The sequence below is a fragment of the Bifidobacterium sp. ESL0764 genome, assembly GCF_029395515.1.
Classification (GTDB): Bacteria; Actinomycetota; Actinomycetes; order Actinomycetales; family Bifidobacteriaceae; genus Bifidobacterium.
This window is the reverse complement of sequence record NZ_CP113919.1, coordinates 1,168,810-1,191,025: the sequence shown is the minus strand read 5'-3', so window position 1 is coordinate 1,191,025 and position 22,216 is coordinate 1,168,810. Positions and strand designations below refer to the sequence as shown.

The 22,216-nt window shown below is 55.9% G+C and carries 22 protein-coding genes and 2 pseudogenes; 9 read left to right on the top strand and 15 right to left on the bottom strand.

Translation table 11 applies throughout. The features are described 5' to 3' along the window. Positions 1-469 precede the first annotated feature (469 nt). Entirely contained in the window at positions 470-916 is a 447-nt protein-coding gene (locus OZX71_RS04410) for a MerR family transcriptional regulator (RefSeq protein WP_277159479.1), read from the bottom strand. Positions 917-1,085: 169 nt separating this feature from the next. Between OZX71_RS04410 and OZX71_RS04405 the strand changes: the two are divergent. Beyond that, positions 1,086-1,960, top strand: a pseudogene (locus tag OZX71_RS04405) (aldo/keto reductase). A gap of 168 nt (positions 1,961-2,128) precedes the next feature. Here the strand turns inward: OZX71_RS04405 and OZX71_RS04400 are convergent. Further along, positions 2,129-3,364 carry a Na+/H+ antiporter NhaA gene (locus OZX71_RS04400; RefSeq protein ID WP_277159478.1) on the bottom strand — a complete coding sequence of 412 codons (1,236 nt, stop codon included), beginning with the start codon at positions 3,362-3,364 and terminating at the stop codon, positions 2,129-2,131. Positions 3,365-4,161: 797 nt separating this feature from the next. On the opposite strand from OZX71_RS04400, the pseudogene OZX71_RS04395 reads away from it, so the two are divergent. After that, positions 4,162-4,837, top strand: a pseudogene (locus tag OZX71_RS04395) (DUF3800 domain-containing protein). Positions 4,838-4,991: 154 nt separating this feature from the next. Here the strand turns inward: OZX71_RS04395 and OZX71_RS04390 are convergent. The 8 genes from OZX71_RS04390 to OZX71_RS04355 form a co-directional block, all read right to left on the bottom strand. After that, on the bottom strand, positions 4,992-5,672 hold the full coding sequence (locus tag OZX71_RS04390) for a response regulator transcription factor (protein WP_277159476.1): 681 nt from the start codon (positions 5,670-5,672) through the stop codon (positions 4,992-4,994). Next, on the bottom strand, positions 5,669-6,532 hold the full coding sequence (locus tag OZX71_RS04385) for a histidine kinase (RefSeq protein ID WP_277160655.1): 864 nt from the start codon (positions 6,530-6,532) through the stop codon (positions 5,669-5,671). Before OZX71_RS04385 ends, OZX71_RS04390 begins: the two co-directional genes overlap by 4 nt. Positions 6,533-6,626: 94 nt before the next feature. After that, positions 6,627-7,163 (bottom strand): hypothetical protein, encoded by a 537-nt coding sequence (locus OZX71_RS04380; RefSeq protein ID WP_277159475.1) that lies wholly within the window; start codon positions 7,161-7,163, stop codon positions 6,627-6,629. A gap of 67 nt (positions 7,164-7,230) precedes the next feature. Then, entirely contained in the window at positions 7,231-8,160 is a 930-nt protein-coding gene (locus OZX71_RS04375) for an ABC transporter permease (protein WP_277159474.1), read from the bottom strand. Beyond that, positions 8,157-8,675, bottom strand: coding sequence for a hypothetical protein (locus OZX71_RS04370; protein ID WP_277159473.1), 519 nt, complete (start codon positions 8,673-8,675; stop codon positions 8,157-8,159). Before OZX71_RS04370 ends, OZX71_RS04375 begins: the two co-directional genes overlap by 4 nt. Continuing rightward, positions 8,676-8,945, bottom strand: a complete 270-nt coding sequence (locus OZX71_RS04365) for a hypothetical protein (protein ID WP_277159472.1) — start codon at positions 8,943-8,945, stop codon at positions 8,676-8,678. A gap of 92 nt (positions 8,946-9,037) precedes the next feature. Continuing rightward, positions 9,038-10,042, bottom strand: coding sequence for an ABC transporter ATP-binding protein (locus OZX71_RS04360; protein ID WP_277159471.1), 1,005 nt, complete (start codon positions 10,040-10,042; stop codon positions 9,038-9,040). A 485-nt stretch (positions 10,043-10,527) separates the two neighbouring features. Then, positions 10,528-11,142 carry a TetR/AcrR family transcriptional regulator gene (locus OZX71_RS04355; RefSeq protein WP_277159470.1) on the bottom strand — a complete coding sequence of 205 codons (615 nt, stop codon included), beginning with the start codon at positions 11,140-11,142 and terminating at the stop codon, positions 10,528-10,530. A 210-nt stretch (positions 11,143-11,352) separates the two neighbouring features. Here OZX71_RS04355 and OZX71_RS04350 point away from each other — a divergent pair, with 210 nt between their 5' ends. After that, the gene (locus OZX71_RS04350) at positions 11,353-12,783 is read left to right on the top strand and encodes an MFS transporter (RefSeq protein ID WP_277159469.1); all 1,431 of its coding nucleotides are present in this window, start codon (positions 11,353-11,355) and stop codon (positions 12,781-12,783) included. A 91-nt stretch (positions 12,784-12,874) separates the two neighbouring features. On the opposite strand, the gene OZX71_RS04345 is transcribed toward OZX71_RS04350, so the two are convergent. Next, a complete protein-coding gene (locus OZX71_RS04345) occupies positions 12,875-13,390 on the bottom strand; it encodes an HXXEE domain-containing protein (protein ID WP_277159468.1) in 516 nt (171 codons plus the stop codon). Between the two features lie 165 nt (positions 13,391-13,555). On the opposite strand from OZX71_RS04345, the gene OZX71_RS04340 reads away from it, so the two are divergent. Continuing rightward, the gene (locus tag OZX71_RS04340) at positions 13,556-14,101 is read left to right on the top strand and encodes a TetR/AcrR family transcriptional regulator (RefSeq protein WP_277159467.1); all 546 of its coding nucleotides are present in this window, start codon (positions 13,556-13,558) and stop codon (positions 14,099-14,101) included. A gap of 153 nt (positions 14,102-14,254) precedes the next feature. Here OZX71_RS04340 and OZX71_RS04335 read toward each other — a convergent pair whose 3' ends face one another. After that, the gene (locus OZX71_RS04335; RefSeq protein ID WP_277159466.1) at positions 14,255-14,779 is read right to left on the bottom strand and encodes a TetR-like C-terminal domain-containing protein; all 525 of its coding nucleotides are present in this window, start codon (positions 14,777-14,779) and stop codon (positions 14,255-14,257) included. 129 nt (positions 14,780-14,908) lie between these two features. Here OZX71_RS04335 and OZX71_RS04330 point away from each other — a divergent pair, with 129 nt between their 5' ends. Next, positions 14,909-15,172, top strand: a complete 264-nt coding sequence (locus OZX71_RS04330) for a hypothetical protein (RefSeq protein ID WP_277159465.1) — start codon at positions 14,909-14,911, stop codon at positions 15,170-15,172. Positions 15,173-15,295: 123 nt separating this feature from the next. On the opposite strand, the gene OZX71_RS04325 is transcribed toward OZX71_RS04330, so the two are convergent. Both OZX71_RS04325 and OZX71_RS04320 read right to left on the bottom strand, forming a co-directional pair. After that, the gene (locus OZX71_RS04325; RefSeq protein WP_277159464.1) at positions 15,296-16,315 is read right to left on the bottom strand and encodes an aldo/keto reductase; all 1,020 of its coding nucleotides are present in this window, start codon (positions 16,313-16,315) and stop codon (positions 15,296-15,298) included. Between the two features lie 64 nt (positions 16,316-16,379). After that, on the bottom strand, positions 16,380-16,832 hold the full coding sequence (locus tag OZX71_RS04320) for a MerR family transcriptional regulator (RefSeq protein WP_277159463.1): 453 nt from the start codon (positions 16,830-16,832) through the stop codon (positions 16,380-16,382). 93 nt (positions 16,833-16,925) lie between these two features. Between OZX71_RS04320 and OZX71_RS04315 the strand changes: the two genes are divergently transcribed. Beyond that, on the top strand, positions 16,926-17,249 hold the full coding sequence (locus OZX71_RS04315) for a carboxymuconolactone decarboxylase family protein (RefSeq protein WP_277159462.1): 324 nt from the start codon (positions 16,926-16,928) through the stop codon (positions 17,247-17,249). 204 nt (positions 17,250-17,453) lie between these two features. Here OZX71_RS04315 and OZX71_RS04310 read toward each other — a convergent pair whose 3' ends face one another. Next, positions 17,454-18,692, bottom strand: coding sequence for a macrolide family glycosyltransferase (locus OZX71_RS04310; RefSeq protein ID WP_277159461.1), 1,239 nt, complete (start codon positions 18,690-18,692; stop codon positions 17,454-17,456). A gap of 481 nt (positions 18,693-19,173) precedes the next feature. Between OZX71_RS04310 and OZX71_RS04305 the strand changes: the two genes are divergently transcribed. The 3 genes from OZX71_RS04305 (at position 19,174) to OZX71_RS04295 (ending at position 22,213) form a co-directional block, all read left to right on the top strand. Beyond that, positions 19,174-20,208, top strand: coding sequence for a LacI family DNA-binding transcriptional regulator (locus OZX71_RS04305; protein ID WP_277159460.1), 1,035 nt, complete (start codon positions 19,174-19,176; stop codon positions 20,206-20,208). 320 nt (positions 20,209-20,528) lie between these two features. Further along, a complete protein-coding gene (locus OZX71_RS04300) occupies positions 20,529-21,395 on the top strand; it encodes a sugar ABC transporter permease (RefSeq protein WP_277159459.1) in 867 nt (288 codons plus the stop codon). A 17-nt stretch (positions 21,396-21,412) separates the two neighbouring features. Further along, positions 21,413-22,213 carry a carbohydrate ABC transporter permease gene (locus OZX71_RS04295; protein WP_277159458.1) on the top strand — a complete coding sequence of 267 codons (801 nt, stop codon included), beginning with the start codon at positions 21,413-21,415 and terminating at the stop codon, positions 22,211-22,213. Positions 22,214-22,216: the final 3 nt, after the last annotated feature.

Here is a 22,216-nt window from a genome sequence, read left to right as displayed (position 1 = left end):
CGATGACCGCAGACCTCCGTCGTTTTCGGCACCTGTGACGGTAGCGGAGTATGGGCCACAATGTGTGTCCAAAATCAGCATCGAAGCACTGAGAGAGTATGCAAAGAGCAGGTTTGAATCTCTCGTTGCCAATCTTAAAGAGCTTTTATGCTATATGGCAGAACGATTCGATGCTGATTTTGGACACGCATTCATGATATACTCTCCGCGTATGCCCCGGACAAGCCTCTGGTTTCCGAACCAAGCTCCCGGGGCTTTGTCTTTCTACGATGCGGCAGAAACTTGGGCACAAGCCTCTTGGCTGGCTCTCATATTGTTCCCTTCCATTCGCGGATCTTCCATTACTGGCAATCGTATCAGTCCGATTGATTTAAGACGGAAATCCGCTGGTAATGGCTATTGAGCCTTTCATCATCCGGTTCCGTCAAATTTGAGTATGGCCAGCAGCGTGAGAATGGTGTATTCGGTTTTATTCGTTGTCTGGCTTCTCGAGTTTGTCTGGCAGTAGGTTGCTGTGGTATTCGGCGCGTCCGGCTTGGACGTCGTCGTAGAAACGTTGCTTACGGTCGATGTAGGCGATGGAGTCTCTGATTTCCTTGACCTGGGCTTGCAACTCATGGCGTTTGGCATCGAGCATGCGCTGTCGTTCGGGAATGGAGGACCGGCCTTCCAGACAGAGGTCCCTGTAGCGCTTCATCTCCTTGATGCCCATGCCGCAGCGGCGCAGGCAGCCAAGGCCCTCCAGCCAAGCCACCTGGTGCTCATCGAAGACGCGGTGGTTATGTTCGTTACGTTTGAGTCCTGGCACGAGGCCTTCGTTGCAGTAGAATTTCAGCGCCTCGTAGTTCATGCCGATACGTCCGCACGTCTCTTTCATCGTGTACGGATGACTGCGTTTTTCTGCTGCGTCCGTCATAAGGGTTTCCTGTTCCGTCGAAGTCTCGGGTTGGCTGTCATCATTATCGCACGTCGTGCGCGGTCTCAGCGTCCGGTTGTTGCTACCGGTGTGTCGTGGTTTGACCGGTAGCTGCTACCGGAGGATATCGTCTGGAATCAGCTGGACACAACGGCAATCGAAAGGAACGATGATGAGGAACATTGCTTTGAGCAACGGGGTGGGGATGCCCCAGATCGGTTACGGCGTCTTCCAGATAGGCGGGGACGAGTGTGCGCGTTGCGTGCGTGAGGCGATCGAGACCGGCTACCGTCTCATCGACACCGCCCAGTCGTACTTCAACGAGACCGAGGTGGGCGAGGGCATCCGGCAATCCGGTATCGACAGGAAAGACCTGTTCGTCACGACCAAGGTGTGGATCAGCAACTACGGCTATGAGAACACGCTGAGATCCATTGACGATTCACTGCGAAAGCTGGGGACGGACATCTCGACCTCGTGCTGCTGCACCAGCCGTTCGCAGACTGTTACGGGGCGTGGCATGCGCTCGAGAAGCTTTACAATGATGGCGTGGTTCGCGCGATTGGCGTGAGCAACTTCTATCCGGACCGCCTCGCGGACATGGCCGCGTTCAACGAGATCGCCCCGATGGTCGACCAGGTCGAGACCCACCCGCTCGACCAACAGGCCGGAGCTCACATGAACATGGACCGGCTCGACGTCGCGCACGAGGCTTGGGCCCCGTTCGGCGAGGGCAAGTCAGGCATGTTCGCCAACCCGGTCCTGCGGTCCATCGCCCGACGGAACGGAAAATCGGTCGCGCAAGTCATCCTGCGATGGCTTACCCAGCGCAGAATCGTGGTCTTGCCCAAGACCACACATAAGGCTCGCATGGCCGAGAACCTCGGCATCTTCGATTTCAAACTGAATGGCGACGACATGGCCGCGATTAGGGGACTCGACACGGAGACGAGCCTGTTCTTCGACCACCGCACGCCCGAGGCCGTCGACCGGTTCGTCGGTTACGCAAAAGAACGAGCCGGTCGTGAGACCGACTGCAAGTAACGTTTCACTTCGTCGGCGAGCCCATTCTGGGCAGGATATGGTTTCGGGCGGCCGACGCCGATCTATACCGCTTATTGATGAATTACGCAAGCTTGTCGACAGAGCGGAAATCACCGGAAGCATGTGATGGGTCGGAAGTCACGCCATTGGTTTTGCCGGGAGTTCCCGTTACTCGTTGGAATGTTTGCGATGTCCGGCTATGAGCAGTTCGGACGATCCTATGAGCGCGGCGGTGATGGATCCAGCGAGGACGCCAATTTTGGCGATGCCGGAGTAGACCGGGTCGGCGAAGGCGAGGTCGGCCATGAGGAAGGCGACCGTGAACCCGATGCCGCACAGCTGGGCCATGCCCATCTCCTCAAGAGCGGCGATTCGTGCCGTACCCGTTCCCTTCTTGCTTCGGACCAGCGGCCGGCGCCCCGAGCCCAGTCCGCAGAGATGGCAGGCCTTTCCGGCCAAGGTGACGCCGAGCGGCTTCCCGATGACCAGACCAAAGAACACGCCCAGGAATATGGGACTTGCCAGAGTGAGGATGTTCATGCCATGCAAGGAGACTCCCATGGCGAAGAAAGCGAAGACGGGCAGGACGATCAGCGAGGAGAACGGCCCGATGGCGTTCGACCACCGTTCGGCGCGGACACGGGTCTTCGCGTGCATTGGACGGCCGGGCGCGAGCAGACCGAGGACGACCCCGGCGATGGTGGGATGGATGCCCGAGAGCAATGCCATGTACCATGCGACCAGAGCGACCGGAGCCATGAGCAGACATATGGGCTTTTCCATCCGTGCGAGCAGCCACCACGCCAGCAGACACAACGCCAGAGGTATAAGCGCCCATAGTCGGCCGCCATGCGAATAGACGACGGCGATGAGCAGTATGCCGATCACGTCGTCGGCCACGGCCAGGGTGGTCAGGAAAGGTGCCAGCCGTGACGCCCCCTTCCCGCCGGCCATCGCCAGCACGGCTACCGAGAAGGCGATGTCCGTGGCGGTAGGCACCGTCCATCCGCTTAGCGTAGAGGGAGATCCGGCATTGGCCAGCAGGTAGAGGAGTATCGGTGCCAGCACGCCGCCGACCGCCGCGATCACGGGGACGAGGGCATCGCGCACGCGGGAGAGCGAGCCCGTCGTCAGCTCGCATTTCAGATCGAGGCCGACCACAAGGAAGAAGACGGCCAATAGCCCGTCGCGCGCCCAATCGCCGAGCCCCATCGTCAATTCCGGCAGCGGAACGACGATGCGGAAATCAGCCACGCCACGATATAAGGGTTCCGTGGCCGGCAGATTCGCCAGTAGCAGACCCAGCACGGCCGCCGCCAGCATGAGCGCTCCAGAGCGCCTGCCATCGTGCGCGAAGTCGAGCAGGGCCGACCGTGTCATCGCGAACCTACGTGAAATGCCCATAATCAAAAATTCTAATAGATGGATGCTATTGCCGAGTCCAAGCCACCAGGGCGACACCGTTTCCGCTTTCTCGAAGCATGGTTTGTCGTGTTCTGTGTAAAAGTACGGCATAGGTCGCCGTGATTGAGTAGTTTCGGGGCCTGCCTGCGCATGCATATACGTATGTGTCCGAATTATCGGAGCGCGGAAAGCCCAGACAGAATATTGGTCAAGTAAACAGGGTAGATGTCGCTTTCAGACACGATTCAGACACGATGACCTCCGTTATTTACCGTCACTAGTCGTCCCTACCGTTTTTCGGATCATCCTGATTATCGTTGCGATTCCTACGTTACCGGCATTTTCCGGTACTGTCCGTTACCAGCCGTTTCTACCGTCAATCCAACAAAGGGTCGCGGGTTCAAGTCCCGCCGACCCGACGAGAAAAGCCTGAAATTCCAAAGTTTTCAAGACATCGGAATTTCAGGCTTTTTCTTTTTTCAGACATGATTAGAGGGTTATAGGCCAGAATGTGTGTCCAAAAACAGTCCGGACTATTGAGGGAGTAAGCAAAGAGAAAATTCAAATCCCCGCAGCCGATCTCAAACAGCTTCTAAGCTATATGTCAGAACACTTCGACGCCTATTTTGGACACAAATTCTGGCCGGTGTCTCCTGATGCTTCCGCTGAAACAAACTTGCATATTGAGATGTTCTCTGGCAAAATGAATAGTGCTTTGTCCCGAAAGGGTAAGGCTCCAAGTCGCCGGGGGTATTCCCCCGGCATTACATTATACGCCGTATCGTCAGGGGACTCCGTTGAGCGAGCTGAGTATCTTCGTGGATGAATCCGGTGAGTGGGGCAAATTATCCGAATACTATCTCATCACGCTTGTGCTGCATGTCCAATCTTCACCCATTGCTGAGCCCATCGAGCGATATGAGCGTCGTTTACGGGATTCTGGACTGCCCGATATCCCGTTTCACGCTGGTCCGTTGTTCAATGGTCACGACGATTATGGGAATATGCCTTTGGCGGATCGCAAGCGGTTGTTTTCCGCGTTCTTCACGCTGGCTCGTTATCTCCCGTTCAGGTATGTGACATTCGCTCACCGAAAGAGCATGTTCGGTGATAACAAAACTCGGTTTGAGGCGCAGCTAAAACGTGATTTGGCGAATTTCTTTCTCTCACATCTCGATGAGTTCCAATCGTATGAGACGATCAAGATATATTACGACAATGGCCAGCAAATCGTCACCAATGCTCTTCAATCGTCCATCGACTATGCTCTGTCCAAAGAAGCTGTCATATACCGTGACGCTCAACCGAAGGATTACCGCCTCGAACAGGCAGCGGACTTGATGTGCACCATCGAACTGACAGCGTTAAAATTCGAGAAAAAAAGAAGACACGGCCACTGATCGTAAAATGTTCAGGAACCGTCGTGACTTTAAAAAGAACTATCTGAGAATTCTGAGACGCAAACAATTCTAAAGGTGATTCCTCTAAGCATGTCTCTGTACTTCCAGACACGATAAGACACGATTAGACACGATTGCCGTAGATTTCAGTCTTTTCTGTTTGATAACCCAATATCTGACTTATTGTACAGCCTGTTTTTCTTGATGCAATATCTTGCTGATTCCATTCATCGCGCATCGCTCATGTCGGCTTTGTACCAGAGGGCGGCTATGTTGACGCGCTCTCGGGCGTCGAGCTTGGCGAGGATGCGGCTCACCGTTTTCTTGGCGGAATCGGGCTGGATGCTCAAACGTTCGGCGATTTCGGCGTTTGACAGTCCCTCGCTGACCAGTGAGGCGACCTCAAGCTCACGTCTGCCGAGTGTCGAGAAGCGAGCCCGCAGTTCGGCTTGCTCTGTTTCGGCGTTCGTTTTGGGGATTCCTCGTCTGATCACCTCGGCGGTGATGCGTGGTGTGAGGATTGCGTCGCCAACATATACGGAATGAATCGCTCGGCACAGGTCGGCTGTATGTACGTCTTTGAGCAGGAATCCGGACGCGCCCGCTCCCAGAGCTCCGAACGCGTAATCGTCCTGGTCGTAAGTGGTCAGCATCAGGATTCTGATATTCGGATATCGCTGCTTGACGGCGGCGGTCGCGTCGATGCCGTCCATGACCGGCATCCGTACGTCCATGAGTATGACATCAGGCAATGGTTTATCCGCGGCTTTCAGCGAAGCGAGCGCATCGAGTGCCACTTGCCCGTTTTCTGCCTGTCCCACCACCTGAAGCTCGTGGTCTTTGGCGACCATCAGCGCGAACCCCATTCTGGTGGGACGCTGGTCGTCGACGATCATGACATGAATCATATCTGCACGCCGCCTTGAAATTGCCTATCAACGGGCTCGGTCAGAGACGGGATATATGCCTTCACCGTCCAACCGTCGGCATCCGGCCCAGCGGCAAACGTACCGCGAACCCTTTCAACGCTTGTCTTGAGCCGTGTCAATCCCGTACCGCCGCTGTGTTCGATTGATTCCAGAGAGATGGCATCGGCTTGTTTGAATCCCGATCGATACGCTCCAACATTGTTTCCGGAATCGGCGAGACCTGTCTTGTCCTTTTGACCATTAGAAACAACCAAATTGTTCTCGGCAACGTTGCTTCGCCCAAGTCCATCAGCCGATTTCCCATTGTCCCGCACCGTAATGGCGATGCCGCCTTGCGCGTCATGGTCCCAGGAAACGACGATTCTATTGGCTCCCTGCCCATGCCGGATCGTGTTGGTGATGGATTCGCGGGTGATGGTGAAAACCAAGTCCGCCTGTCGCTGATCCTGCGGTCGACGTCCGGTTTCTGTCAAGGCCGTGGCGATGCCGATTTGTCGGGAATGGCCGAGAATCGGTTCGATATCGTCCCAGTCATGAAGCCCAGCCTGGGCAGTTATGATGGCGTTGCGGTTTGGTATATCTTTTTCGATCTCACCGGCAACGTCGGGTTTGGAAGCATGAGAATTCTTCTGATCGGCATCTCTATCTTCACTCTGATTATCTGGCTGCAACGCCTTCACTGCGGTTCTGGTGTCCGCAAGTCCCTGTCGCGCCAAATCGTTGACCATGGCGATGGCGTCGTTGACCTCAGGGCTGTCGCCGGAACCGTCCAATCCTTCGGCAAGGGCGATGATGGCGGTGAGATCGTGGCCTACGCTGTCATGGAGTTCCGCTGCGATCCGTGACTGCCGTACCGCTTGGTCACGCTGCCACGTAAGTTTCTCGCCCCGTTCTTGTTCATGAAGTAACGCTTGTTCGGATTGCCAACGCTACCTAATATTCTCCGCGAGTATGCCAAATCCGGCGAACATGAGGAAAAGCAAGGTGAAAGGATATAAATATTCTAAAAAAAATACCATCATGATTCAATGACGTTGCCAATGCCAAACTGACCAATCCCAGCAACCCAGCCAACACAACAGCGGTAATTCGCAATGGCCATTTTTCGATTTTTGATGCAGCAAAAAATACCGAAACTGCCCAAATCAACATCAAATAACTGCATGCCGAGCCAAACAGCCCCGCCGTTATTAAAAGCAGAGTGGTTTCCATTATCAGAATCCACAGCGGCCAACGCTCGCAGAACCATATTCCGATAACGGCCGCAACAATGATCAGCACGAAAAGTTGAGTTCCCCATCCCGTGTTTTGCATCAAAGCGAATAGAGTCGGATTAGCTATATTGGGAACCAATAGCAAACGAGTTATCATGACGCTCTCATACAACGCAAGCAGAATCACAAATATATGGGCGCTATTCGCCTTGTTGAGAAACAAACGTTTTTTGTCTACCAGTTTTATCTTGCTCATGTCATTCTCTTTCCTGATAGCCATTTATCTCATTATGGTCTTTCCTTCATATAACATCGGACATTGTTCACACGGCCTTACGGGTGAGCCTGCGGAACAGCAGCCCGCCGACGATAACCCAAAACAGAGCCATCAACGTCGCGACCATGATGGAACCGAAAGACGCGATATTGCCCAGATCACGCGCGGCCGAGGCGCCGGTAACCAACGAGAAGGGATAAATCAGCGTCAGGGGAGGGACGATCAGCGAAAGCGCACATCCAAAAAGCGTGAGCACTAGGACGACACTCATCGTACCGGCGAATGATTCGAATTGCGCCGAGATTGCCTGGGTCAGCGTCATGATCGCCCAGAGCGCCAACGTCATAGGAACGCCTCGAAGCAGGAACGGGCCGACGTCACGCAGACTGAAGCCCAGCACCACCTTGCCGACCACAAGGAATTCGGCCTCGAACACCACCATGGTCAAGAACGAAGCCAACAGTCCGTGCAGCATCTTCCCGATGATGGCCGTGGATGCCGTGCCGCTGGCATTGAGGTGCTGCCAGTTGCGGCCGACGTGCTCGTTGGACTCGATCTGGGCGGCGAAGGCGGCGACGAGAACCGGCATGAACACCATGCTGGGCAGCAGGATGGCCTGACCCCAGACCGCCGCCCACGTCACGCCTTGGGCCTGGAAATCCTTGCGATAGTCGACATACTGGCTCCATCCGTTGAGCATCCCGATGAGATCGAACAGCACTGTCGCGATCCAATACCACAGGTTGCCCGCCTTGCGAATCTCCCAACGAAGTGCCGCAGTCACGGACGGTTTGGATAGATGCCTCGTCACCTCATCATTGCCATTAGTGGATTCCGGAGAGGCCACGTTGGACATATTCTGATTGTTGATCACCGACCCGTTTACCGCCATTTGTCCGTCCACCATCATGTTTCCGCTCATTTTCTTTTGCCATTGCGCCGATGCCAGCCTATTTGCCAAGTCATTCCCGTTCATCGTCTTGATTCCTTCGCTTTGATCATCAGCGCCGAACCGACCGTCCAAATCACACAAGCGGCAAAACTGGTCACTACGCAGATCCAGGGATTACCGACCATCGTCACATTGGCGTATCCGTCTGCCGTGGCAAGGCTCACGAAGGGATCGGCGGCTGAACTGATGCCAGCGGGAAACAGCCAGCCGAACTGCGGCTTGTCCATCGCAATCAGGCCAGAACCGATCAGACCGGCGATGACGCCGACGCCAAGGCCCACGGCCTGTTTGTCGATGACCATGGAAATCAGCAATTGGACGGCCGTGACCGCCAGCGACGAGAACAACGCGATCAGCGACGTCACCGCCAACAGCCTCGCCAAACTTCCGGTAAAGCTGAAGCCTTTTGCTTTCGCCGCCATCGGAATCCACACCAAAGGAATGATGAAGCATATCGCGAGCGCCAACCCCGCCACCGCGAACTTGGCGAGGAACCTCGTCACTTCCGATTGGCCCAACGACAGCCATTTGAGGTTCATTCACCCGCCCGTTTCCATCACCGCCAAACGGCTGGTCAGCAGCGCGGCCAGAATCGGGGCCATCAGGCTGATGAAGCTGTACGGTTCGTTATCGGCGAGCAGAACGGTACGGAGTGCGGGATTGCCGCCGGCCCGCTTTGCGAATGCCGCGCCCGACCATGCGGAGGTCAGCAATGCCATACCTGCGGCCATCCAACAAAACGACGACCCTTTCAATTTGCGCAACTCCATATGGATTGCGGTGACGATACCGCCGCTTTTGATAGTCACGTCGCGGTTTGGGTCCGCAGAAGGTTTTTTAGCCGGCTGGCTGCTATACAAATTGTCATATGGACTGGAAGCAAAGCCCTTTGTAACCGAACTCATCGAGCACCTCCCGTAACCTGCGTCTGGGTACGACCGGAATCGGGGCTTTCCACCAGTTCGAGGAACGCCTCTTCGAGGCTCTTGCGTTCGGAGGCGACGCGATAGACCGCGATATCGCTATTGACCATTTGAGAGACCAGACCGGCAATCCGGCCATCCGGGCATTCCGGAATCCGCAACGTACAGGTCGACGGAACGAACCGATAGACGATGCCGTTTTGGCCGATCATTTCCGCTGCCGCTCTCGGGTCGGAGACGCGGATATCGATATGCCCCTGTTCGCGCAGATCGTCCAAGGAACCCTGATATAGCAAACGGCCGGAGGCGATGATGCCGACCGCCGGTGCCATCTTCTCGATTTCGGAGAGGATATGGCTGCTGATGATGACGGTGACGCCCTCGTGAGCCGCCAGATCCATGATCATCTCACGGACCTCGACCACCGCCTCGGCGTCCAGTCCGTTCGTGGGCTCGTCGAGCAACAGCAGCTCCGGCCTCGAAATCAACGCCATGGCGATGCCCAAGCGCTGCTTCATACCCAGCGAATAGTCCTTCGCCTTCTTGCCTTCATGGTTTTTCAGGCCGACCCGGTCCAGCACCTGCGTCGCCGACGAAGCCGGCAGATCAAGATAATCCGCGACCATCCGGCAGTTGTCCAATCCGGAAAGGCCGGGATAGAAACTTGGTCCCTCGATCATCGAACCGACACGGCCAGGCCGGATGCGGTGACATGCGCCCCGCTTGCCGTCAACCTCGGTTCCAAGCATCCACATCCTGCCGGAAGTCGGCGAGGTGAGCCCCAGCAGCAGCTTCATCGTGGTCGACTTCCCGGCTCCGTTCGGCCCGAGCAGGCCGTAGACGCCGCCCATCGGCACCTGCAAGTTCAGCCCGTCCACCGCCTTGAAATCACCATACGTCTTGACGAGGTTCTCGGTGGCCACAGCCATCCTCGGCCGCGTTCCATGCCGTTCGGCTCCCGCATGATCATTCACATTCATCATTTCGTCTCTTTCCAGGTAAGTGCTTCACGCACCTCCCATACAAGACGAGACAAAACGCTGCCGCAACGCATACCGGGAAAGTGTACCCCTAAGGGGACAAGGAGGAAAGATGCATTAACGGCAGAGGCCTTCAACTGCGATATCACTTACCGCGTATGTAAGTCGCGGAAAGTTGACCGCGAATATCGCTGAAAATTGAATTGAGAAGAAACAACCGTTGAGCCTCCATCTGATTGGATTCAACTGGCGGTCCGCGGCCTGAAAAAGGAGAGCATGTAAAAAACGCCCTGCCGTGTGGTGCCGTCCGCTAAAGCTTTGTTTGCCCGACTTTATGATGCGGAAGGGTGATAGAACCACTTGACATCTTCACGTATAACCCATCCGTGGAGATTCTTTCCTCACGGTACGATGAACTTACCGCCAAGGTCCTTGTGATAGGGGATTGTGGTTGGCTGGAGACGTGACCAAACGCCGGGACAAGATGTCTATTGGTCGATGTTGCGCTCGATGATCAGCGTGAGGGAGTCGATGCCGGACTGCCGGATCCGGTCGCGCTCCTGGCTGGTGTGGTCGGTGTAGAGCAGTTCGTCGACGAGGGCGGTGGTGAAGTCGAAGATGATGGTCGACAGCGTCTTGAGGTTTTTGACGTCACCGCCGTTGGTGTAGTACAGGCAGCATTGGTGGACGAGGTCCTTGATCCTCTCGCTGTGCCGTTCCTGGACCTGCCTGGCGGCGGGCACGGCGCGAGCGAGCATCTCGATCTGGAGATGGAACTGCCGGTCCTCGCTGTTGACGAGCTGGTCGATGAGACGGCCGAGCCATTCTTTCTTGTCGTTGCGGAACAGGTTGAACGATTCCTGGGTGTCGACGTGTGCGAACACGTCGTTGAACGACTCGTCGTATTCCTCGAGGAGCGCGGCCAGGATGGCTTCCTTGTCGGCGAAATACGTGTAGAGCGTGCCGATGGACACCCCGGCCTCGCGGGCTATCTGGTTGGTGGTGACCTCGAAGTAGTTGCCTTCGAGGAACAGCTGCTTGGCAGTGTCGAGGATGCGCCTGACCTTCGCTCTGGCACGCTGCTGCGTCGGTTGCTTCGTCATTGCCGTTCCCTTTCGTTCCCTGCTTGCTGTTCTGAGTATACGCTCAGATTTTTTGGAATTGGAATGATTCTCTTAGAAATCTGGCTGACGCAGAGCCGTCTGCACGTGAAATAAAATGAGTATAAACTCATATTTAGGTTGACGGGTTCTTTTTACGGGTGTATTCTCGCTCAAGTAACTGAGCAAATACTCATCTTTTGGAGGTTGATTGTGGAAAACATCGAAACGCAAGCGGCGCCGTCGCGTGGCAGAAGGGTCGCGCTGACGGTGGCCATGTGTCTGGGCATCGCGCTGGTGATGCTCGACACCACCATCATGAACATCGCCCTGCCGGCCATGCAGCGCGGGCTGGGCGTGGGGCTCGACCGGCTCTCGTGGGCTCTGAACGTCTACACCATCATCGTGGCCACCTGTACCATACCGTTGAGCCGTCTGGCCGACATCTACGGACGCGGGAGGCTCTTCGTCGTCGGTCTGCTCCTGTTCGGCGCGGGAAGCATGGTGGCCGGGCTGGCGCCAGGCTTCGGTGTGCTTATCGCCGGGCGTGTCGTTTCCGGCCTCGGGGCGTCGGTGCTGTTGCCTGTCGCCAACACGCTCGGCATCTCCGCGTGGGACGTCAGGGACCGTGTCAAGGTCGTCGCCGCGCTCGGCCTCACCCAGGGAGGTGCCGCCGCGCTCGGTCCGACCGTGGGTGGAATCGTCACCGACCGGCTCTCGTGGAACTGGATCTTCCTGGTCAACGTCCCGATCGTCGTCATCGCGCTTGTGCTCTCGCTCTGCGCCCTCGACCTGAAGGGCGAGAAGCGAATCCAAGCCCACATCGACTGGCTGGGCAGCGTCGTGTCCATGGCCGGCCTGTTCGCCGTCACCTTCGGTCTCATCGAGTCCAAGGACTGGGGGATGGCCGACCCGCGCGTCTGGTTGTGCCTCGGTTCGGGTGTCGTGGCGGTGGTCCCGTTCGTGCTTGTCGAACGCCATGTGGCCTCACCGATGGTCGACCTGCGGCTGTTCGGGTTCCGCCAGTTCAGCGCCGCCTCGTTGGTCGCCCTCGTCGCCCAGTTCTTCTACATCGGAGTGCTGGTCATCCTGCCGACCTTCTTCACGGCTGTGCAGGGCAAAAGCGAGTTGAACGCGGCGATGATCCTGCTGCCCATGTCCCTGACCGTCTTCGCGTTCGGCGGCCTCGGTGGACTTGCCGTGGGCAAGCTCGGCCCGCGCCTCCTCGTTCTGACCGGACTGTTCGCCGTACTCGCCTCATATGTGCTGCTGACCGTCGTGGATCCCTCAAGCGTGACGGCCATGGCCCTCGCGGCGCTCGTTCTCGGTGTCGGCTTCGGCATCATCGCCGGCCCGATCAACGTGCTCGCCGCCTCGAGCCTGCAGGGCGAGCTGCTGACCGCCTCCCAGAGCGTAATCAGCGTGGTCCGCCAGATCGGCTCCGTGCTGGGCGTCTCCGTCTTCGTCTCTATGACCACGCGCGACATCACGGCTCTGTCGACGCATACCGTGCAGGCCATGACCGGCGCCTACATCGGCGTCTACCGGATATGGATACCAGTGCTCGCGCTCTGCCTGCTCCTCGCGCTCCTGTTCCCTGCGAAACGCGACTACCTGCCGGATCAGGATGCCGGTAACAGGTAAGGTCTGCGTGCTCATGAGAGTATAGGGTTCACTGGTCGCGCGGATTATCTGGTCCGTGCAACCCGTGAATCATTGTCTGGTCACTCCATCTTTAATGTCTTGCGTATATCAACAGCACGGTTTGGATCTTCGGCATGAACGTGTGAATGAGTTTAAGATTCGCGACGAACACCACAAGTGCGGCGGCTTGCCAGAACAGATAGCTCAGCAGGGATGACCGGTCGATGCACCAGTAGGCGATGATGAGCCAGACCATGAACGGCATCTCGAGCAAGGCGGTGACGGAGCCGGGTACATAGCCTCGCGACAACGGGCAGGCGAGGACGTGCACGACGAGATGGAATGTGTAAGCCACGCAGCTCGCCAGATACACCGTGGTGCCACCGGTGATCGAGCAGGCGATGGAGACGATGACGAGCAACACCATTTCCTCGGCGACGCCGGAGCATAGCGCCGGGCCGTCGGTGACCGCGCCGAACGCCCGGCGCTTGATGGGATTCATGCTGCCTGATTCCCGCCGCTTCCACGCGGGTACCATGATCATCTCTTCGAAGTCGTGGAGGATGAAGACGATGGGCAGAATCCAAAAACTCAGGAATATTGACATGTATCGACCTTTCCGTCACACGTGATGGTTCCACGAACTGCGGTTTTCTATCAGGGTGACATTTGTTACCCTATGAAGGTAGGACGTTCTAGGCGTGGAAGTCCACCGGGTGACACAGATTCATGCGAATTGTCACCTTGCGGTGGCGAGGATATCGAGGTTTATATGACTGATAAAGAAAATCAGGTCGAGGATCGGGTCATCGACGCGCTGTTCGCCAAGCTGAAGGCGAATCCCTTTGCGTTCTTGACCGTCTCCGAAATCGCGGCCGCGGCGGGAATCTCGCGCAAGACGTTCTACCGGCACTTTACTGGCAAAACGGATGTGGCGCGTCGCTACCTTGAGGGTCTGATGTCCGGGTTGGTCGACGAGGACGAGCAAATGGGCGACATGTCGTTTGCCGAAGGCATCCGACATTATTTCGTGTATTTTCAGGCCAGCAGGCCCCGTCTGCGGCTCTTGCGGGACAATGGGTTGCTTGATTTGGCGCTGCCGATTCAAAACGAGGTGTTCACCGAGCGTTTCCCGCAGCTGAACCTTCCCTGGCACGGTCCTGAGCTGGGCGATGAGCGGTTGGCTGACCTGTTCGTCGTCGGCGGACTGTGGAATGTGCTCGCCGACAGTCTTGATGCCGATTCTCCGGCCGACCCGAAACGTTTGGCCGTTACACTCATGTCCCAGGTGGCCAAGCGCACGGGCAAGCTCGGCTAATGGTCGGCAGCTCAATAAACATGGTTGGTAGCGTGGTAAACGAAGATTTCGCGAGTGGCGATTCGGTTGCTCCGTGGTAGTTGCCATTGACCCGCCTTGACCAAGACCGGCGCGCCTTGCGTACAAATTTTCTGTGTTGCTATCCGTGTCTCTTCAAGATTTATTGCGGTATTCGTCCTTGAGGATGTCGAAGAGCTGTTCGGGGCTCAGGTCGCAGTCATCGTCGAGCCACTTCTTGATGATCGCGGTGATGCCGGCCCTGAAGAAGGCTCTGTGGTAGTCGATGTCGCCGGAAGGGTAGTATTTCTTGGCGAGATGTGTGTCGTATCGATTAGGCTGGAGTCTTAGGTCGAGTCCCATCTTGAAATAGGCTCGGTAGAAGTCCTGATGGTCCTTGATATGCGCGAAAAGTTTGGAGAAATCGTTCGAGTTGTATCCGCGGGTCTCCTCGTCGGCGTAGATGCTGTGCAAGGCGCCGAGCATCCGTTCCCCGATCGCGTCCATGAGATCCCTGATGTCCATGTAGCTCGCGTAGAAGGTGCTTCTGTTCACGCTGGCCTTCTTGCAGATTTCGGTGACGGAGATTTCATCCGCGGTTTTGTCTCGCAGCAAGGCGATGAAGGCGTTTTCTATTTTTTCCTGCGATTCCTGTTTCCGCTTGTTTCCCTTGGTGTTCAAGCTTTCCTCCCCATTACTCCGACGGTTTTGACGAAACTGTCGGTTGTCGGTCGTGTTCCCGCTCGTTATGCTGGCTCCATATTAACCCAACAGGTGTCGGGTATTGTTTGCTCGGTGGGAAGGATGATCATGGCCAAGTCGAAACTGGTGAAGGCGAACAAGAAGATCGCGGAGGCGGCGCATTCCGGCTTTCGCAAAATGAGCGATACGGTGACCGGGGTTCGCCAGCGCATCGCGGACGGTTTCGTCGACCAATATCTCACCGAGGAAGGGGAGAGCGTCAGCGACGCCCACGCCAGGCTGCAGCGTGAGCGCGAGGAAAGGCGCAAAGAGCATGCCGAGCGGGAGGACGCAAAACGAAAGGAACTCGAGCAGCGGCATCATGATAAGTAGCATTAAGCGCTAAAACGGTCTGGATCTGACATTGGAACGCCATTGTTTCCGTGTCAGAGACGGACCTGATGCTTGGTGGAGATTCTCGGCCGCTCAGGCCGCACAGAATCTCCTTCTTGTTGTCTACTTCGCCAATGGCGGCGTGGTGGTGCCGGCGAGTGGCTTTTCACCGGGGCGGGCGAGCGGGCCGACCAGCTCGTGGGCGTTGTATGGCTCCTCGAGGTAGGCGATGTCGTGCTCGCTCAATTTGACGTCGAGGGCGGCGACGGCCTGGTCGACGCGTTCGGGGGAGTTGCAGCCGACGATTGGTGCCGCCGGGCCGTGAACCCACTGCCAGGCCAGAGCGATCTGGGCCATGCTCACGCCGTGACGGTCCGCGAGCTCGGCGACACGGTCGATGATCGGCTGGTCGGCTGCGCGATCGTGGTCGTATTTGCTGTGTTCGACTCTGTCGGTTCTGCCGCGCAAGGAATCCGAGTCCCAGGTCTTGCGCGCGAGGTGGCCGGAGGCCAGCGGGCTGTAAGCGGTCGGGATGGCTCCGTATTGCCGGGCGACGGGAATGAGCTCGCGCTCGTCTTCGCGGTAGATGAGGTTGTAATGGCATTGCACCGTGGAAAGTTTCGTCCAACCATTGCGCTCGGCCGCGGCTTCAAGGTTGTGGAACTGGTAGCCATACATCTCGCTGGCGCCGAGCGCGCGCACCTTGCCTTCGCGTACGAGGCCGTCGAGCGCCTCCATGGTTTCCTCGATGGGCGTGCCGTAGTCGAAGCGGTGCAGGATGTAGAGATCGAGATAGTCGGTGCCAAGGCGTTTCAGGCTGCCTTCGACCTCGCGTTTGATCGCTGCGGCGGAGGAGTGCCCTTCGTTGAAATACACCTTGCTGGCCAGAACGACTTTCTCGCGAGGCACGTTGAGATTCCGAAGCGCCTGGCCGATATATTCCTCGCTGGTGCCGCGCGCGTAGCAGTTGGCCGTGTCGATGGCGTTGACGCCGAGCTCGAGGGCGCGGGCGATGACCGCCTGCGTTTGCTCTTGGTCGAGCGTCCAGACGTGCTGGGCCGGATCGGGTTCGCCGAAGGACATGCCTCCGATGAACATCGGGGAGATTTTTATTCCTGAAGTTCCTAGATCGATGTATTCCATAACGTTCTTCTTTACTATATTGTTGATATTCAATGTCGCTTTGGTCAAAGTCGTCGAGCTTGGCTTATTTCGCCGATTTCCAGTGGCTGAGCGTCTTGACCTTTTGCTCGGCCACCGCTCCGAGCCTTGAGGCTTCCGCCTCGTCGCCGGCCGCGACGGCCTGCCAGTAGTTGATTTTCAGCGTGACGTATTCCTCGCGGGCCTTCAGGAATCTGCGTTCTTCGGTAAGCCGGCGTTTCTGGTCGCGCAGCAGCTCGATTTCGGTCGACGCACCTTCCTGCCCGCGCTTTCGGTTGGCCATGTACTCCTTCATCTTCGCCAGCGGCATGCCGGTCGCCGACAGGCAGGAGATGATGAGCAGCGCCTGCAGATCGTCGTCGCTGTAGGCGCGGTGGCCGGTGTCGGGGTCGCGCGCAATGCGGCTGATGATGCCGACGTCCTCGTAGTAGCGCAATGTGCTTTCGGGCAGGCCGCAATAGAGCGCCGCCTCGCCGATGGAATGCCAAGTCTCGTTCATGCCTCTCATCGTATTGACTTCGAGCGCTTGAAGTCAATACAGTAAGGATTTGCGTTGTATGCATGACAATAATCAACAGAAGAGGATTTGAAAATGGCAATCAAGCAGACGGCGGGGCACGACCGGTTGGGCGATTTCGCCCCGCAATTCGCGCATTTCAACGATGATGTGCTCTTCGGCGAGGTGTGGGCCGACGAGCAGAGCCTTTCGGCGCACGACCGTTCGATGATCACCATCGCGGCGATCATCGCGATGGGTGCGACCGAGCAGCTCGATGCGCATCTGAACATGGGCAAGGCCAACGGCATCACCGCCGACGAGATCGCCGCCGAAATCACGCATCTCGCCTTCTACGTCGGCTGGCCCAAGGCCTGGTCCGCCTTCAACCGCGCCAAGCAGGTGTGGCGGCAAGGCTGAGCTAAAAATATTGTGGCCTCGGCAGGCACTGTACCGGCAGAATGATGACAGCTTGTGATTTTTAATCCATCAAAACACTCTGTCAAAGGTTCGGCAATGGTGCCTGCCCGCTTTAGCTTATGACAGCTTAGGAATTTCAGATTTTCGGTTTCATATACGATTCAGAAACGATGGACGTCGCCGAATTGTGTGACAGAGCTCAAATTACCGAGCCAGCAGCTGGTCGAGGTCCTTGACGATTCTCGCGTTGCCGCCGGCCTCATGCATGTCGCGGCTCATCACCTTGATGCGAGCGGCGATCGTTTTGTCGGTCATGACCTTCGTCGTGGCCTTAAACAGCGATTGCCCGGAAACTGAACGTTTGTCAAGCCTGACACCTAAGCCCAGCTCCTCGATTCGAGCAGCGACCGTCGGCTGGTCGTCCGCCATCGGCACCGCCACCAGTGGAACGCCGTAATACATCGCCTCGTTGACGCTGTTCATGCCTCCGTGGGTCAGGAACGCCGAGGCGCGACGCAGTATGGAAAGCTGGTCCACCGATTCGTAGATATGAATATTGCCCGGAACGTCACCTAATTTCTCGCGCTCGAAATGATGGCCGACCGAGAGGATGACCGTGACGTCTTTGCCGGCGAAGGCGCCGACCACGGCACGGTAGAACGGCAGGAACGTATTGAAAATGGTGCCGAGCGAGGCATAGATGATCGGCTTGCCGGAATTGTGCGCAAAAACCTCGGCCAAGTCGTCGCTCGGCTTCTGATCTTCTTTGCCGTCCAGCGACGGGCCGATGAACCGGTAGCGTTCCTGCGGGAAGGCATCGCCGTCGATTTGGAACGAACGCGACGTGTAGGTATAGGTGAGCGTCGGCGGGTTATCGACCATCTCGCTGATGAAATCCTCGGTTTCCATCAGCCCCCTGCGACGTGTGCTCGACGACATTAGGCGCAGGAATCTCTTGCTGCGCAGCACCGATGTCAGATGGAATCCTCTGCTGGCGCCGGCCAGCCGGTCGAGGATGTCGCGGTTGTAGCAGAACGTCGAATACAGGCGAATCGAAGGAAGCCCTAACGTATCCGCCAACGCCTTGCCCGAAACCAGCAGTCCCTCATACAGGAACGCGTCGAAACGTGACTCGCGCCCCAGACGCAACACCGTGTTGTCGGCTTTTTCGGGCGCCTGAATCGTACGCTCGAACTTGCCGGGATTGGCGGAATAGCCGTCGTAAGGCACGAACGTCGCCTCGGACTGACAAACCTGCCGCTCCCAGCGCGGGTCGCAGACATAGGTGACGCTCCAGCCGTCGGCGACCAGCGCGCGAACCGTACCCAGCGTCGGGTTGATATGCCCCTGATACGGCATACATGCCATCAGCAGCTTGCCGCAGGCATGCTTTTCAGACTTCGAATTCTCAATATGCAGCCGGGGTTTCTCCAACATGTTCATCGCGAATCTCTTACTCTGATTGGATACATCAATGGTCTGAAATGGCCTTTTCATCTTAGCGTTGTCCGATAAAGGCATCATACCAGCCTTTTTCGGTTGGACTGGTTTCTCGGGGGTTCGTATGTCGGTACATGATTCACGAATTCGGATTGAGCCATTATCTATCAGTATCTATGGTTCTGATTTTTGTTGAACAGTGTAGCCGTTCAACAGTGTTTTCGCCCTTTCCGCTACCAACCTTTGCAATCGTCAATCCAGTAAGAAGTGCAAGCTCAAATTCTGCCGACCCAACAGGAAACCGGGGAATCGTCAAGTGTTATGCCGATAGTGTTTTGTCGATCTGGTTATGAAACGATTCAAGAGATTTGAGCATTGATTTTCCCTGATTTTTCTTCGATTGTTCACTTGTTGTCTTGTTTGGGGACAGTTACGATATAATACGATTATTATATCGTTACAAAAATAGACAAGAGAGCATAAGATGACGGCGGATAGCAGGAAAAAGAAAGTCACTCTACCTGACGTCGCCAGGCTTGCGGGTGTATCAGTCGCTTCGGTGTCCAACTATCTCAATGATTATCCCCATATGAGCGGCAAAATGAAGGATAAGATTCGCAAGGCCATTGATGACCTGGGCTATGTGGTCAACGCTCCGGCAAGAAACCTGCGTTCAGGCAGAACCGGTCTTATCACGTTATCCATTCCTGATCTCAATCAGATATACTTCGCAGAGCTCGCAGAGGAAATCATCAAGGCCGCACGCAAACACGGCTATGGTGTCATTGTTGAGTCGACCGGCAATAACCGTGAACGCGAGATCGCAAGCGTGCATGAAATGGCAAGGCATATGACAGACGGACTCATTCTGAGCCCGGTAAAAATGAGTATTGAAGATGCCGCCGACCTCGAAGGCGATTTTCCCTTGGTGCTGCTGGGGGAACGTCTGTTTCTCAAAACCGTTCCTCATATCATGATTGACAATGAGAATGCAGCGAGAAGTGCGACCAAACATCTTATTGATTCAGGATGCAAGAATATTGCTGTAGTCGGAGGCACCCTTGACCATATGGATCTTTCGTCGCGATCGCTGAGAACACATGGGTACCTCACCATGATGAGGGATTCGGGGGAGGCGTTCGACCCAAGGCTGGTCAGGGCCACTGGGGAATGGACCAGCAGCAATGGAGCTCTTGCTGTCAGGCAGATGTATGACGAGGGAATTCGGCCTGATGGGATATTTGCTTTGAACGATTTGCTTGCTCTCGGTGTGGTCAGCGAGTTGCGTGAGATGAGAATTAATGTTCCGAATGATGTCAGAGTCGTTGGCTTCGATAATATCGACGAGGCCCAATATGCGGTTCCGGCATTGACTACTGTTGATCCCGACAGGTCGAGTATCGCGGAACACGCGGTGAGCATCATTTCTGAGCAGGCGCGTGGCAATGCTCCCAAATCCGAGACGCAGCTTATTGTGCCCTCTCATCTGATATGCAGGGATTCATCACCGGCTGATTAAATTGTTGATACGATTTTCGTAATGGCTACGACACGCCCAAAAAGATTTGCATACTTTTCTGAAACGTTATAAATTATGTAAAGAATTTTCTGAAACGTTCCAGAGATTTGCTTGAGAAGGCCGATCTCAACAAGCACGCAGAAAGAAGCCATGGAATCTTGGCAAACGGATTCAAGTGAGGCATGGCTTTCCAAAGAAGCGTAACGAAGGAGTTCGAATTGGTTCAGATCAGTAAGTCGGATTCTCGTGTCGTGAAGCCGAGGTCTTCGGCAAGCGAACGAACGAACAGAGCTGGTAGAAAGCTGTCACTGAGCTCGGTCATGGCCAAAGCGCGGCCATATTTGTTCATTCTGCCTTTGGTGGTGCTCTCCGGGTTTTTCATTTACTATTGCATTGGCTTCACCGTCGGCACCTCATTCACGGACTGGGACGGGCTGAGCCATGAAATGAACTTCATCGGGTTGAAGAACTATGCCAAGCTCCTTGCGCCAGGCGCAATTTTCTGGACGGCGCTGAAAAACAATCTGATTTTTCTGGTCGTCACCGTACTCGTGCAGGCCGGACTGGGGCTTGTGATAGCGGTCATCCTCAAGGAACGTCTTCCTGGATCCAACTTCTTCAAAGCCGTGTTCTTCATGCCTATCGCCATGGCCCCGGTCATCATCGCGGCGATTTTCCGCATCATCATGGACCCGAATGTCGGCGCAATCAACGAGACCCTGAGATTCCTGCACCTTGATTTCCTTGCCCAGCAATGGCTCGGCAACCCGACCATCGCCTTGTACTCGATTTGTGCCATCAATATCTTCGAATGGATGGGCTTCTCGATGATCATTTACTATGCCGGGCTGATGTCCATTCCCAACGACATCTATGAAGCGGCCAAACTCGACGGATGCGGTTTCTGGAACACACTGTTCCGCGTGACCATTCCTATGCTTTCGGGGACCACCAATACGCTGATCGTGCTCGGTATCATCGGTTCGCTGAAGACCTTCGATATCGTCATCCAGACCACAGGCGGCGGCCCGGGCCGTTCCACGGAATTCCTCAACACGTATCTGTACAAAGTCGGCATCCAGCAGTTCAACGGCGGGCTTTCGGCGGCCATCGGCGTGATGGTGTTGATCATCGCCGTCGTCCTTTCCATTATCCAAATGGCATTTTCGTCTCGCAAAGATCGATAGAGAGATCAGGAGCAATCATGAAATTGAAAAAGAGTACCGCCGCGATTATGTATATCGCGCTGATTTTCTTCCTCCTTATCTGGATCTTCCCGATTTGGACGGCAATATCGAAATCGTTGCAATTCAACGGTTGGAACAGCTACATTTCCGTACTCAATAACAAAGAGGTATCCTACTTCCGAGTGGTCATCAACAGCTTCTTGATCGCGGGCGTGACCACCATCATCGTCGTGCTGATCACTTCGTTGGCGGGCTATGCATTCTCGAAGATGAAATTTGCGGGGTCGAAGCTGATTTATTTCCTACTGCTCGCTTGCATGGCTGTACCTGTCGCGTCGGTTACGATGCCGCTGTTCTTCACCATCAAAAGCCTTCATCTGACCAATACCTATCTTGGTGTCATCATTCCCTTGGTCGCGTTCAACGCATTGCAGATGCTGTTGCTGTGGAGAAACTATTTTGATGGTATTCCAGACGAAATCATCGAGGCTGCACGAGTCGACGGATGCGGTGCGCTGCGCATCTACTGGCGCATTCTCATCCCGTTGAGCACCCCGATGATCGCAACAACCGGTGTGCTGACCTTCGTCTACTCGTGGAACGAATACCTCATTCCGTTGCTGCTGATTCGTGATGAAAGCAAATACACTGTCACTCTTGCCTCGACCTACTTCATGGAGACAAGAAGCCAGACACCCGAAATGGTCGCCCAGGAATATGCGGCACTGATCCTGATGACTATTCCTTCGATCATCGTCTATCTGATTAGTCAGCGCTGGCTCCAGGCGGGTATTACGTCCGGTGCGGTGAAGAACTGAGGG